14 protein-coding genes and 2 pseudogenes are annotated in these 14,353 nt (G+C 37.7%); 10 read left to right on the forward strand and 6 right to left on the reverse strand.

What is annotated here, in order from left to right; genetic code table 11:
* Positions 1–51 precede the first annotated feature (51 nt).
* A complete protein-coding gene (locus E0409_RS05335; protein ID WP_131288590.1) occupies positions 52–261 on the reverse strand; it encodes a hypothetical protein in 210 nt (69 codons plus the stop codon).
* A 180-nt stretch (positions 262–441) separates the two neighbouring features.
* Here E0409_RS05335 and E0409_RS05340 point away from each other — a divergent pair, with 180 nt between their 5' ends.
* Entirely contained in the window at positions 442–939 is a 498-nt protein-coding gene (locus tag E0409_RS05340; RefSeq protein WP_067722900.1) for a phosphate-starvation-inducible protein PsiE, read from the forward strand.
* A gap of 58 nt (positions 940–997) precedes the next feature.
* Here the strand turns inward: E0409_RS05340 and E0409_RS05345 are convergent, their stop codons facing one another.
* On the reverse strand, positions 998–1,525 hold the full coding sequence (locus E0409_RS05345; protein WP_131288592.1) for an RcnB family protein: 528 nt from the start codon (positions 1,523–1,525) through the stop codon (positions 998–1,000).
* A gap of 200 nt (positions 1,526–1,725) precedes the next feature.
* On the opposite strand from E0409_RS05345, the gene E0409_RS05350 reads away from it, so the two are divergent.
* Positions 1,726–2,175, forward strand: a complete 450-nt coding sequence (locus E0409_RS05350) for a hypothetical protein (RefSeq protein WP_131288594.1) — start codon at positions 1,726–1,728, stop codon at positions 2,173–2,175.
* A 146-nt stretch (positions 2,176–2,321) separates the two neighbouring features.
* Here E0409_RS05350 and E0409_RS05355 read toward each other — a convergent pair whose 3' ends face one another.
* Positions 2,322–3,785: a phospholipase D family protein gene (locus E0409_RS05355; protein ID WP_131288596.1), complete on the reverse strand. Its 1,464-nt coding sequence runs from the start codon at positions 3,783–3,785 to the stop codon at positions 2,322–2,324.
* A 106-nt stretch (positions 3,786–3,891) separates the two neighbouring features.
* A complete protein-coding gene (gene znuD / locus E0409_RS05360; protein ID WP_131288599.1) occupies positions 3,892–5,949 on the reverse strand; it encodes a zinc piracy TonB-dependent receptor ZnuD in 2,058 nt (685 codons plus the stop codon).
* Positions 5,950–6,101: 152 nt separating this feature from the next.
* Between znuD and E0409_RS05365 the strand changes: the two genes are divergently transcribed.
* From E0409_RS05365 to E0409_RS16680, 5 genes are all read left to right on the forward strand, one after another.
* Positions 6,102–6,869 carry a DUF4184 family protein gene (locus E0409_RS05365; RefSeq protein WP_131288601.1) on the forward strand — a complete coding sequence of 256 codons (768 nt, stop codon included), beginning with the start codon at positions 6,102–6,104 and terminating at the stop codon, positions 6,867–6,869.
* Positions 6,870–7,046: 177 nt separating this feature from the next.
* A complete protein-coding gene (aspS, locus tag E0409_RS05370; protein ID WP_131288603.1) occupies positions 7,047–8,837 on the forward strand; it encodes an aspartate--tRNA ligase in 1,791 nt (596 codons plus the stop codon).
* Positions 8,838–8,951: 114 nt separating this feature from the next.
* Positions 8,952–9,170 (forward strand): hypothetical protein, encoded by a 219-nt coding sequence (locus E0409_RS05375; protein WP_067722914.1) that lies wholly within the window; start codon positions 8,952–8,954, stop codon positions 9,168–9,170.
* A gap of 189 nt (positions 9,171–9,359) precedes the next feature.
* Entirely contained in the window at positions 9,360–10,220 is an 861-nt protein-coding gene (locus E0409_RS05380; RefSeq protein ID WP_131288605.1) for a lysophospholipid acyltransferase family protein, read from the forward strand.
* A gap of 99 nt (positions 10,221–10,319) precedes the next feature.
* Positions 10,320–10,508 carry a hypothetical protein gene (locus E0409_RS16680; protein ID WP_502699793.1) on the forward strand — a complete coding sequence of 63 codons (189 nt, stop codon included), beginning with the start codon at positions 10,320–10,322 and terminating at the stop codon, positions 10,506–10,508.
* Between the two features lie 350 nt (positions 10,509–10,858).
* Here E0409_RS16680 and E0409_RS05390 read toward each other — a convergent pair whose 3' ends face one another.
* Positions 10,859–11,878: a glycosyltransferase gene (locus E0409_RS05390; protein WP_131288607.1), complete on the reverse strand. Its 1,020-nt coding sequence runs from the start codon at positions 11,876–11,878 to the stop codon at positions 10,859–10,861.
* A 532-nt stretch (positions 11,879–12,410) separates the two neighbouring features.
* Here E0409_RS05390 and E0409_RS05395 point away from each other — a divergent pair.
* From E0409_RS05395 to E0409_RS05405, 3 genes and pseudogenes are all read left to right on the forward strand, one after another.
* Positions 12,411–12,536, forward strand: a pseudogene (locus tag E0409_RS05395) (IS5/IS1182 family transposase); the annotation flags it as partial.
* Positions 12,518–12,787 (forward strand): annotated as a pseudogene (locus E0409_RS05400) (transposase); the annotation flags it as partial. The pseudogenes E0409_RS05395 and E0409_RS05400, both read left to right, overlap by 19 nt.
* A gap of 229 nt (positions 12,788–13,016) precedes the next feature.
* A complete protein-coding gene (locus E0409_RS05405; protein WP_131288609.1) occupies positions 13,017–13,895 on the forward strand; it encodes an IS982 family transposase in 879 nt (292 codons plus the stop codon).
* Here E0409_RS05405 and E0409_RS16950 read toward each other — a convergent pair.
* Positions 13,886–14,230, reverse strand: a complete 345-nt coding sequence (locus tag E0409_RS16950; RefSeq protein WP_131288611.1) for a helix-turn-helix domain-containing protein — start codon at positions 14,228–14,230, stop codon at positions 13,886–13,888. The genes E0409_RS05405 and E0409_RS16950 overlap by 10 nt on opposite strands.
* Positions 14,231–14,353 lie beyond the last annotated feature (123 nt).

Raw genomic sequence — 14,353 nt, forward strand, 5'->3', positions numbered from 1 at the left:
GATATAAAAAAACGCCTGCATTGTCAGGCGTTTTTTTATAGCTAAAATGAATTAGATTTTTTCAACCATAATGGAATCTGAGATTTTTTTGCTGCTTTGTGTGTCTTGATGAGTTTTCACAATTTTAATCACGCCCTCGGATTGTAAATTTTCACATAAGGCAATCAGCTTCTGCATTTCATCTCCCTTAATACCCGAACCTAAAATGAGTTTTTTACCATTTTGTAAACTATTAATTTTTGTTTGAATTGTTTCTAACATTTTCTTTTCCCTGATCAATGAAATAACCATTCATACAATATATCAATTCCGTATGAAAAAAATACAGTCCATTGAATTATTTACAACATTCATTTTATTGCCTTTTAATGTGCATGAAAATTGCATACTGTTTAATACCAGTTTCATACAAATACTCATCTAATATAAAGGAGGAAAAACATGCCAAAACCTGATGCCAAAGTTGAAAAAATTGAAACCCTCCTCGACCGTTTCGGAAATATTGCTGTAGAAAGTTTTCATTATATTGCGCTATTTATTATTGGCTGTATGGTGATCTGGTCTGCGGGTCATACCGTATTCCACATACTTACAGTGAAGCAATTCGCCACCATTGACGATATTCTGCTGTTATTTATCTATCTTGAACTGGGCGCCATGGTCGGTATTTATTTCAAGACCAATCACATGCCAGTACGCTTTCTGATTTATATCGCGATTACGGCACTCACTCGCCTACTCATTTCGGATATCCAGCACGATCATAAAGCGGATATGGACTTAGTAATTATTACCGGTTCGATTCTGATTCTGGCTTTTGCAATTTTAGTGGTGCGTTATGCGTCTTGGACTTATCCATCTGTAATTCGTGACAAGCATAGTGAAAAGTCATTACCCGAAGGTAAAACCCCACGTCCACAAGATGACGAACTGGCGTAATCCTGTTTGTTCCCTCTCCCTCTAGGAGAGGGTCAGGGAGAGGTTTAAAATCAGCAAATCAACGATTTGGCACCAACACATAGCGCCCATGGTCATAAATCCAGTACATCCCTTTCGGCGGTGCAGGCAAACCTAAACGTTGCCAATCCGTAATTAAGGTATGGCTTGAACTTTCAATCCGTGCCGTATTCGGATCGCCATTTACCCAGCTATAGCTTTGAGAATTATGAGTGATGGTCGTTGGCGCACTATATTGAATGCTAATGCCATTTTGTATCGGTGGATATCCACCATGGGGTGGACGTGATGGATAATGTTGGACATTGGGGTGATTTTGCGGATAGTGATTATATGGATAGCTATTTCGTGGATAACTCTGTTGTGGATAACGTTGTGGTTGTGAATAGCCAGGATACTGCTGTGGATCGTTATTTTTTGGATAGCTATTTTGGGGATAATTAGGCCGATGCTGATACTTGCTGGTATCTACACCACGATAATTGGACCACTTATTTTCCGCTTGCGTGGTCGCAGAAGCCCCCAAGAGCACCATGCCCCCCAGAGCACAAAGCATTGCTACTTTCATCAGAGCCTCCGAACGATGTTGATCACATCATATAGTTTATAAACTGATTTCAATCCCTAGTTTAGGATAAAAAATGGATAAAAAAACAGCAAATGCAACGTTTTGTAAATTAAATTTTGCTGTGACTTCATGCTTTCGTGCATCTAGGCGCTGAATATGTTTATGCTAAGATATTCTTTTTTGTTACTGGATCAAATAGAGTGGCTGATTTAAGTTTTGACCGCCTACATCAATTCTTTTGCAAAGTACCGAGCGTACAAGAAGCATTGATTGATGCGTATGGTTCAGATGGTCAACATGCATGGTGGTTTAAATTTCAGATCAATGTCGATCATCCGCTTGCATGGCAAACCGTTCAGGAATTGGGTCATGTGCTGAATTACATTTCCAAGAATGAACGTCTTCCAACCCAGTTCTTACCTGTTTCACCACCACCTTATATGAATGGTGAAGCAAAAGAATTTTTGGCTTGGGTAATTCAATGTAATCATCCTGACTTTCCACCAGATGTGGTGTGTGACTGGTTAGAAGCGCGTTTACCGCAACCGGTTAAAGACGAAAGTCAGTGGAAAATTAAAACTGATTTAAAAGAACTCGATAAAATGAAAGATGCTGATTTGGATGCATTAATTCCACCGAATCCTTTATAAAATGTTGATATAAAAAAAGAGCGCTTATGCGCTCTTTTTTTATCTTTAACAGATTTAATCTCCATAACTCGCAAAGAGATAAGAAGCACTGCTCCGTTAGGGAGAGATGAATCCCTCCCACCCTCCCTTTAAAAAAGGGAGGAGCATTAGAAGGTAGACAACCCGCTCCATTCCATAAAGCGGTAAATGCCATATTTAAGTTTCGATTCATCTGCATATTGACTGTAATCGACACTCATATTTTTGCCATCCAGGTTTGACCAGGCGGTATCAAAATATTGATTGGCATCGCTAAAAACTTGCGCTTGAGAGGCACCCACGACACGTAAATTGGTTTCCAAATTATAATTTTTAATATTACGTGCAGTGAAATTTGCAGAACCTAAAATCAACTCTGAATTTTGTGCATTACGTTTCACAATCATCTTGCTATGACACTGCTCCCCTTGAGTATTACACCAGCGCACCGGTACACCCGCATCATTCAATTCAGAGGCCACTTGGCGGTTAGGAATACCATTCTTTTGGCGACCAAAAGCATCTTTATTCGGATCGAGTAACACACGAACTTTTACCCCACGTTCATGGGCTGCTATTAAAGCTTTCACAATATGACGTTCAGACAGATAGAACATCGCCAGATCAATCTGCTCTTGTGGCTTGGCTGTTTCAATCAGCTTGATCGTTTCATCAAAAATGGCTTTTTCAGTCAGTACCTGAACTTGAGGTAAAGACTTCGCTTCTTCAAACTCACCGACAATCACCATCGGAATGTCACCTTTGGACATTCTCCCTACCGCCTGTTCAGTCTTTAACACATCAATTGCAGTATTGCCTGAAACCACCAAAGCCACGTTGGAATGACGTGAACTTCCATCATGCGGATTTGCAGAAGTGACCAAGGCTTTCCAGCCCTGTGCTGTATCTACAACTACGGTTTTGCGATGATTGGCTCTGAAATTAAATAAATTGAAATAACTCCGCAAGGTGATTTTTTCAGGACCAAATGGATTGGCGAGCCAGCCTTTTTCAGGATTATTGCCCACATCCTGACAACAGATATACCAAAAGCCCGACCACAATGGATTGGATGCGCGTAACGGTGTTAAATCCGTTTCAATCACATCAATACCGGCTGCACGTAACTGACGATAATGTTCTGGTGCAACACCACCATAGACTGAGTTAATCGGATCAGTAATCACTTTAATTTCAATATTTGGCTGTACACCACGTTTTGAAATTAAGGCATCGGTTAACTGTTGTGCCAGTGTGCGATGCGCAAGCGTTGATTCACCGACCTCTTTATTGAATAAAAACATGTCCAGCACAATGGTGGTTTGCGCTTCATCAATCATTTTCAACATTTCATTAAAAATGACCTGTTCTTGTTGTTGTTTACCACTTGCATCAATATAGGTTTGATCTGCTAAAAATTTCACCTCGGCATGGCGCAACTTACCCGTAAAATCCAAGCCCTCTGGCAAGGGTTTATAAGTGTGATAAATCGCAGATGAGAGATATCCCAAAGCCAACAAACCGATCATCACGCTGACATAACGACGGCGTGACCAATTCAATTTCTGATGAATTCGTTGAAAAATACGCATAACAAAAAACCTAGTCCAATGGCATCAGACTAGATTTTATTGCTTTATTTTTCAAGAGGATTTCTGTGAATCCTGTTTGAATGATTTTATCTACGCTAACTTTTGCCTAGAAACCAAATTCTAAACCGACGCTAAAGTTACGTCCGACTTGCGGAATATTCGACAAGAATGAAGCATGTGAATAAACCTGTTCATCCAGCAAGTTATTGGCTTTGAAATACACGCGATAATCGTTATTTTTAGCATATTGACCTGCATAAGAAACACCAAGATTCAGCATATTGTAACCATTGGTTTCCTGCTCATAACTTGTGATTTTGTCCTGATTGAACACATGGTAATACTCGGCTAAACCAGACCAGTGGTCATCAAAATTCGCATCGACTTTGCTACCAAGACGACCTGCTGGAACACGTGGTGCATTTTCCCCATCAATTTTGCCACGGACATAATCACCAAATACACTCAGTTTATAGGCATCGGTTAAAGCATAAGATGCTTGTGCTTCTGTACCATAAAATTTGGCTTTGTCTTGGGTGTAATCCACCAGGCGGAAATTTTCAAATTTATCTGTAGTCGCCGCATAAATGTAGTTATCAAACCAGTTGTGATAAACATGCACATGGTAATCAAACTTGTCTTGCTCATAATGCAAACCAAGCTCGAGATTATTGGATTTTTCTGCACTTAAATTTTCATTGCCACGTTCGAAAGTATTGGTCGCAAAATGCTTGCCATTGGCATACAGTTCTTGCGCCAAAGGCAGACGTTCTTGATGAGAGCCGACCAAAGACAATTTATAGCTCGGTACAAATTCCCAGTTCACGGCACCTGAATAAGAGAAGCCATAATCATCAAAATCTTTTTTATCTGAATCAATCTGAATTTTTTGCTGATCCAAACGTGCGCCCAGTTCAACATGAACATCATTAAACTGCTTATGCTCTAAAGCAAACAGGCTCCACTTTTGAGTTTTGGTCGGATCGAGTAAAGACTCTTCGCCAGTAATATCCAGCTTTTGCTGATTATATTGAGCACCAACCACCCCTTCCCAATCTGCAATCGGGTTATGCACCAGTTCTAAGCGTGCATCATAGCCCTGACTTTTAAAATTGGTCATGACTGAATTTTCTTCAATTTCATCATGTTTATAGTCTGTATAACTAGCATGTGCGCGAAGCTTTTGAAAACCGGAAAAAGGATCGTTGAGTTCCGTCCGGAAATCATAACGCTCTGTCTTCAGATCAACCCATGGACCAGCGGCATGAGCGTGTTCTTCATCATGGTCATGTCCATCATGATCTAGCACATGGCCTGTATGGTCGCCACAAAAAAGTTCCTTGTCATGCGGATGACAGTCTTCATATTCATGGCTATGTCCGGGTAAACCATATTGATCTTGACGGTTACTATATGAAATACCGCTAAAGCCTCGGTCATGAATCCAGGATAAACCGACATTCACCGTTTCACCTTCGGCAAAAGTGTTGTTTACACGACGTTCTTTTTCACCTTCATGAACATAATCAGGTGCAATATAGTTATTGGCATCACGTTTTGAGCCTTCAACACGTAAAGCAACTTGATCAGTTAAAGCCACCGTTGCCCCTGCACTGGCTAACTTTTCATCACTGCCCGAGTTGTAACGCAAGCCGACTTGCCCCTCATAACCTTTTTCAGGCATTTGGGTCGGAATTTTATTGTCGGTAACATTCACCAATCCACCGACAGTCCCTGCGCTATACAGTAAAGTCGATGGACCGCGAATAATCTCAACTTGCTTGGCTAAAATAGGATCAACCGTTACCGCATGGTCTGGCGAAAGTGTTGAGACATCGGCAGTTTCAGAAGCATGTTGTAAAATTTTAACGCGTGCGCCATCTTGTCCACGAATCACTGGACGACTTGAACCAGAACCATATTGATTTGAGGATACTCCCAGTTCACCCGCCAAAGCATCGCCGATGGTTACGCCACCTTGTGCAAGCTTTTCATGATCAATGACCTGATCGGCAACTGCAAAATCTGCAGCAGACTGCACTAAGGGATGTGCTTGCAATTTGATGGTTTCTAATTGTTGGTTTGTGCGCTGCTCTTCTGCAAAGACAGCGGGTGCGATGACTGCAAAAATAGAGAGTGTAATTAAATTCTTATGAAAAGACATGGAACTGGCTCAAAGCTGCGATTTCTGAATAATGTTATAATATAACATTTCACTATTTTTGCAATAAAAAACATTCTTTTTGTATACTTTCGGATACACTGACTTCTAAATTCATTAATTAATAATTAAGTTTTAAAGTTTTAAAGTTTTAGATGCCCTTTACGATCTCACATGCTGTTTTAGCCCCTCCCATTGCCAAACTCACCGGCTATCGCTTACCAATTTCAGCACTTGCCATTGGCAGCATGACACCTGATTTATATCGTTTATTCACTTCCGAAACCTATGATGCCTCCCATCAATGGCAGGGTTTGATTGTTCCCGATTTATTGATTGGTCTAGGTTTTTGCTTGCTATGGTATGGGCTGTATCGACCAGTAATTTTTAGATGGATTGGTCTGGTGAAACCCATTGATTGTGGCTCTTTCGATAAAGTGATAGGGTTTATTCTCAGTGTCATTCTTGCTTTAATTGTGGGGATTTCTAGCCATTTAATTTGGGATGGACTGACACATTCAGATTTCCGAACCTTTGCCTTTGATTCCTTCTTAAATCGCCCTGTTTCACTGCTTAATCACATCTATCCCATGCACCGTATTTTACAAATTGGAACTTCAATCATTGCCTTACCATTTATGGCGTGGATGGGAATACATTATTATTTTAAATATAAGCAGTTAAAACCTATTTCCAGCAAAATAAAAACTTCTGCTTTATTCATTCTTCTTATCTCATTCTTTTATGGTTGCTATTCATATATCCATTTTATGCAAATACTTGGCGCCCATTTATGGTCAACTGATCTATATTCATTTATAGGTAGATCGGCCAATCAATTTGCCAGTGCATTTTTAATTGCATTCAGTTTGGGCTGTGTTCTCTTTCTATTTTTAGACAGAAATCATCAACTAGATAAGTAAATGATGAAAAATTAAAGAATATTACCCAGACTCAAGCAATCTCAGCATTGAAATCATGGTGATTTTAGATCTAGTTCTTGTGACAAAATCCCCAAAGAGGCATAATTCAACATTCAAAGGCGGTACGCTGTTTACGTATACGCTTGCCTTAACCCATATAGTTGGATTTTTTACGCTATGATGCGAACTCATTACTGCGGTACTTTAACCGAAGCCCAAATTGACCAAACCGTAACATTATGCGGTTGGGTACACCGTCGCCGTGACCACGGTGGTGTGATTTTCCTTGACATGCGTGACCGTGACGGTCTTGTTCAAGTCGTTATTGACCCAGATACTCCCGAAGCTTTCTCAACTGCTGACAAAGCACGTTCTGAATTCGTATTAAAAATTACAGGTCGTGTACGTCGTCGTTATGAAGGCACAGAAAATGCCAACATGGTGAGCGGTCAAATCGAAGTTCTAGCCAAAGACATCGAAGTTCTTGCTGCTTCTGAAACACCTCCCTTCCCATTGAACGACGAAAATACCAATATTTCTGAAGAAATTCGTTTGAAATACCGTTTCCTGGATATCCGTCGTCCAGAAATGCTAGATCGTTTACGTTTCCGTTCTAAGTTAACTAACCTGATTCGTAACTACTTCGAAGATAACGGTTTCCTAGACGTTGAAACACCGATTTTGACGCGTGCGACTCCTGAAGGTGCGCGTGACTATTTAGTGCCAAGCCGTGTATCTAACGGTAGTTTCTACGCACTTCCACAATCACCACAGCTGTTCAAACAGTTGTTGATGGTGGGCGGTATCGATCGTTACTACCAAATTGCGAAATGTTTCCGTGACGAAGACTTACGTGCCGATCGTCAGCCAGAATTCACCCAGATCGACGTTGAAACATCGTTCATGAGTGACGATGACATTATGGATTTGATGGAAACCTTAACGATCAAGATGTTCAAAGAACTTCTTAATGTTGAATTCGACAAATTCCCGCGTATGACTTATGCAGACGCAATGCGTGACTATGCATCTGACAAGCCAGATATGCGTATTCCTTTGAAACTGGTAGACGTTGCAGACATGATGCAAGACGTTGAGTTCAAGGTATTCGCAGGTCCTGCTAAAGATCCTAAAGGCCGTATCGTTGCGCTTCGCGTACCGGGTGCAGGTTCATTACCACGTAGCCAAATTGATGAATACACGAAATTCGTGGGCATCTATGGCGCGAAAGGTTTGGCTTACATCAAAGTCAACGAACTTGAAAAAGGTATCGAAGGTCTTCAATCTCCAATCGTTAAATTCATCGAGCCAATCGTGCTTGATTTGTTGAAACGTGTTGGCGCTGAAAATGGCGACATCGTATTCTTCGGTGCAGATAAAGCTAAAGTTGTGAATGATGCCATGGGTGCTTTACGTATCAAAATCGGTCATGACATGAAGATGGCGACTTGCGAGTGGGCACCTCTTTGGGTGGTTGACTTCCCAATGTTTGAAGAAACTGATGATGGTAAATGGACATCTGTGCATCACCCATTCACGCTACCGAAATCAAGCGTTGAAGAAGTGAAAAACAACCCAGGCGCTGCGCTTTCTGTTGCTTACGATATGGTATTGAACGGTACTGAAGTCGGTGGTGGTTCGCTCCGTATTCACAACCTTGAAATGCAAAAAGCAATCTTTGAAGCTTTAGGTATTGATGAAGAAGAAGCGGAAGAGAAATTCAGCTTCTTGTTGAATGCATTAAAATTCGGTGCGCCTCCGCATGGTGGTTTGGCATTTGGTCTTGACCGTTTAGTTATGTTAATGACGGGTGCGACTTCAATTCGTGACGTGATTGCATTCCCTAAAACCAAAACTGCTGAATGTCCATTGACTCAAGCACCTGCGCCAGTTGAACCTAATCAATTGCGTGATCTAGGTATCCGTTTACGCGAAAAACCAAAAGCTGAAGTTAAAGTAGAAGCTTAATTCTTTAATTCAGTGATAAAAAACCCTGCATAAGCAGGGTTTTTTATTGCATTGAGATCAAGACTTGAGAATGGCATAATAGCTGCCTATTTCTACTTTATGGTGAACAACCTTATGGCTATGCGTCCTGCTGTCCGTCGTCGTGCACTTGTGTTAATTATATTTGCTATAGCTCAATGGTTGTTTATGCGTTATATCTTAGCCAATGGTTTGTTCAATATGGACACCAATCAACGTATTCTATATTTTTGTGTGAGCAGCTTAGGCGGGGCCTTACTTATTTTTGTGAGTTTGATTTATATGGTGTTGAAAGGCAACGCTGACAAACCTTAACCATCTTCCAGTCTCCACTGGATGTAAGATTCTTCTTCCAGTAATTTTGCCCCCTTATTTATTTTGTTCTCAAGACTTTTGACCTCATTTTCTGTGGTTTAGAAATGGCGCAGCATCTTTGATGCAATAAAACTCTTTCCAAAATTTTCTTTTTATAATGATCTTGGCGATAAAGAGTTGTGCGTTGTTATGTATTTTTTATTCAAAGTTGTCTCTTTATTTCCGCTCTGTATCTTGCAATTGATTGCATCTTGGATTGCCATATTACTTAATAGCTATAATTCATCCATGAAACGAGTGAGCAGCATTAATTTAAGACTTGCATATCCAGAATTAAATATTGAACAACATCAAGCTTTACTCAAGGCAACACTAAAAAGTCAGTGTCTAACCTATATAGAGTCCATTAAAATCTGGGGAATGCCTCAAAAATATAATGTTGACTTGATCAAAAATATTCATGGAGAACAGAACCTTACAGAAGCCTTAGCCAATAAAAAGGGCGTAATTGTGGTGATTGCCCATTTTGGCTGTTGGGAACTTTTAAATGCATGGCTGAATCTGCATACCGCACCCATGATCATGTACAAGCCCAATAAACATAAATCGGTGGATCGCTTTATGTTAGAAGCACGCCAGCGATTGAATGCCACCCTTGTCCCTACCGATGAAAATGGCGTACGTGCGATCTTTAAACACCTCAAGCAAGGGGGATTGACGGTCATCTTACCGGATCATCTTCCTAAAGCATCGGGAGGCATTTATTCAGAGTTTTTTGGGCAAACGACCTTATCCACTACTCTGGTTTCAAAACTGGCCAGTAAAACCCAATGTAATGTCATTGGACTCAGTTGTATTCGTGATGAAACATCAGGATTTGATGTCCATTGCGTACGTTTATCAGAGGATATTTTATCGAAAGATTTACAAACTTCAGTTGATAGCTTGAATCAAAATCTCGAAAGCATGATTAATGTGGCACCGGATCAATATGTTTGGTCTTATAAGCGTTTTCGTAAAATTGAAGGGCAAAAAAATATTTATCATTAGTATCAAAAATGAAATGATCGAGATGGCATAATTTTTGAGTGCTTTAGTACAGTAAATCTTTGCATAGCTATATGTCCTACTGCTCGTAATCGTGGCATCATGATCATTGTGTTTTCTATCACGCAATGGCTTTTCATGTTCATGCGTTACATTTTGGCGAATAACCTTTTTGCACTTGATACCAACGAGCGTATTTTATATTTCTGCGTAAGTAGCATTGGGGGGGCTTTTGTGATTTTTGTCGGGCTGATTTATATGGTGCTGAAGGGTAATTCGGATAGAGAATAATTATTTTCTTAAACTTATGCATTAGTCTAAACCCTGACATTTTTCATAAGGTTGTTTTAATAATCCCTTTTAAAGATAAATCCTTTTAAAAATCTCTTTATCCTAGTGCCCTCCTCCCATTAGGAGAAGAGCTTTTAAATCTAGGCTTTATTATCAAAAATATTTTTCATAAAAATCAAATACCCCTTAGAATTATGGCTTAAAATGAGATGATATAAATCTTTTCTTGATATAAGCATACATTACTGCAGATGCTCAATATTAAAAAACTTAATCAATGTACATCAAATCCAACAGTTAAAATATCATTGAAAATTAACGTTTCTATTTACCTATAAAATCTTAAAAAATTAAACTACATTCGCTTTATGCAATAAGCTTTGATAAGCATCAACATATTTTTTTGCTACTTGGTTTATATCAAATCGAGCTGATTCGGCTTTAATTCTTGCAAATTTTTCATTAAATTCTTCATAATTAAGATAAACTTGATCTAATTTTATCGCTAATTTTTCTGCATCATCTTCAATAATAAAATCATCACCCAGTACTTCACGATGATTAGCTGTATCTAGGGCGAACACCATTTTGCCATAATAAATTCCTTCAATTAGAGCTAGTGAAAAGCCCTCAAGTCTTGAAGGTAATATTTGTAAATCTGAACTGCAAATATAATCCCACGGATTATCGACAAAACCCACTAATTTAACTTTATCTGCTACATTTAATTTTTCAATTAAGTCTTTAAGTGGTTGTTCATAAATGCCTTGACCAAGGATATATAAACGATAATCAAAATTTACCTGACTTAAAGCAGTAATGGCCAGTTGCCAGTTTTTATGTTCCTCAAGTCTGCCCACCCCAACTATATTAAAAATATTATTGGGTAAAATATTTTTAGGTTGTTGAAACTTAATCCCATTTTCAATAAGAATATTATTTTTTGCATTACAAAGTTTGAGTGTTTCTGGAGAAATTCCAACACATAAATCAGCATATTTCATGCGCTTTTTAATGAACCAATTATGTTTAGTAAAAACTAATGGTATTTTCTTTGGTAGAAATATCTGACAATATTTCATTATCTCTAGCATTTTTGTATTATGACAATGAATAACATCAGGGTTTATATTTTTAAGGATTTTGGCAATTTTATATAAATAGAAAATATTATGACGTTTTTTATTAGTTTCAATATCAATAAAATTCACAGTATTTTCAATATAATTAGTAATTTTGTTACCTTGAAAATCGTAAATATTAGCCAATAGAAATACTTCATTATTTTGGCTCATAGTATTACACAAATCTACGCAAACCTTTTCTGTACCCGCAAATTCAGTAAAATATAGAATATGGACAATTTTCAACTTTTCACTCCTTAACAAATTTTGGCTAATCGGATTATAAAAAATAAAATATTTTTCACTATTTTACTTTTAATTACTAAAAAGGTATCAAGCACGCTTCTTACTTAAAATCGAAAATATTTTAAGTATTAAAATTTTATGATATCAATCCAATCGCATCTTTAGCTTTTAATCAGGGTTTGATATGCATCAAAATAACTCTTAGTCATTTTTCAGTACTAAAGCGGTCTTTTGTCGCTTTAATCTCATTAAATGCAGCAAAAAAAATCAGTATATTCATTATAACATTCCGTTATTTTATCAGACAAAGCTTTCGGATTATTTTTAAACTTTAATAATTCTAACAAAATTTGCTCACCAATCCCAGTACGAGAAGAAATCATAAGCGAAATATTGTATTCAATATTAAAATTATACGCAAATCAACCACCACCCCCAATAAAATAATAATTTAAATATATTCAAATGCTTAAACCTAAATTTAGCTTTGTTGCACAAACCTACGCTTAAGGGCCAGCAATATAATTCTCAAATGAATAAGCCTGCACCTAAAATCTATCCTACAACCAATTGCTCCTCTTACAACCAAGCTTTGGTTAACCGAGGAAACATCTCGATTTGGTTTGATCCTACTACCCACTGGTATGCGCAGATAAAGGCTATGATTCAGAACCACTGCGTGAACAGATCAGAAAAACAGGGACAAAAGCGAATATACCAAAGAAAATAAATAGCCAATCGAACAATGATCATATGGACTGGCATTTATATAAAATCAGGCATTGAGTTGAAAATATATTTTGTAGATTAAAGCAATTTAGAGAAATAGCTACTCGATATGACAAGCTCAAAAGAAATTATCAAAGTTCTGTTACTTTAGCCTGTATATTTTTATGGCTACCTTTATAGTTTTAATTATGAACAGTAAATGTCAACAGACCCTACTATCTCAGTGGTATCAACAATAACAACATCCCAATCCAGACCTTCACCATGAGGTAATTTCTTAGGCAAATGAAACTTATCAGATTTTATTAAAATATTATCTAACCCGAATTACGGATAAGAAAACCGCTTGAAAAAAAGATGGTTAGAGCCATTTAGAAAGTTACTACACAAACCAAAGACTCTAACCACCATGTCTGATTTTACAGAAATCTTCTGTGCCATTGATGATTTTTTTAAGAAATTTGAACCGATCTATTGGCAATTTCTCAAGCAGGAAAATAAGCGTAAACGAATTCGATTAGCAACCTTATCCCTCTCTGAAATTGTGACGATTGCAATTTGTTATAAAACCTCGCAAGTAAATAACTTTAAAACATTTTTTCAATTGCTTTATCAATTTGAAAGTAAATTATTTAAGTCTTTGCCTTGCTATAAAAATATGCTCAGCCTGATTAACCAACATCAGCTTGCGATTCATGCACTGCACCGAGCTTTAAGCAAAGGACAAGCATGTCAATATCTATGGATTGATTCAACACCTTTACCTGTTTGTAAAAACAAAAGAATTCCTAGAGGTCACCATGCTTTGGATGATATTGCTTCTCGTGGCAAAAGTTCTATAGACTGGTTTTATGGTTGCAAATTACACCTTCTCATGAATAGTGAAGGACAAATTGTGAATACAGTTTTATCCGCTGGACACATTGCAGACATTAGAAAAATCGAAGAATTAGTTGATGGCTTATTGGCAACTGTTTATGGAGATAGAGGTTATATTGGAAAATCGATAAAAACCAAATTATTAGAGCAAGATATCGATTTAATTACTTATCCTAGAAAGAATATGCGAGTAAGTCTATTGCTTTTTTCTGATGAATACCACTTGAGACAGCGGAAAAGAATTGAAACTTTAATTGGCTTATTGAAAGAAAAATACCATTTAGTAAGCAGTAAACATCGGGCTATTTCCGGTTTCCTAGCAGGCATATTTTCTTCTCTATGTGCCTATCAACTCTGTCAGAAGAATAAGCCAAAAATTCATGTCGTTAGAAATTTAGCTTATCCGTAACTAGGGTTATCTATCTTTCGGATAATTCTAGATGCACTAAACTCATGGAGTCCATAGCTCATAGCGACATGAAAAAGTGTTCGATATTCACACCAATAACTTAGAGTCATTAATAGTTGATCTTCAAGTAAAAGGCTAGAAGGTCTGCCTCGCTGGGTATTCGCTTGGCTTATTTTTAATACTTCGAGCATTTCTAAAAAGGTTGAAGATTGTATTCCAACGAGTCGTTTGAATTGACTGCTTGATAATGTTTTAATTTTTGAATATTTCATGTACCAATGATAATAGAACATACTTTTTCTGTGGGAATAAAAAATGCTCAACTTATTGATCATTTTTTGATTTATACAAGAGGTCTAATAAACAAGTTTAGGTTTAAAAATTTAACATACATATTTCCTATAGACTATCCATTAAAAATTATTATAAAATGTATAAAAATTTCAATTTTTTATACA

It is taken from the genome of Acinetobacter sp. ANC 4862 (genome assembly GCF_004336635.1).
Classification (GTDB): Bacteria; Pseudomonadota; Gammaproteobacteria; order Pseudomonadales; family Moraxellaceae; genus Acinetobacter.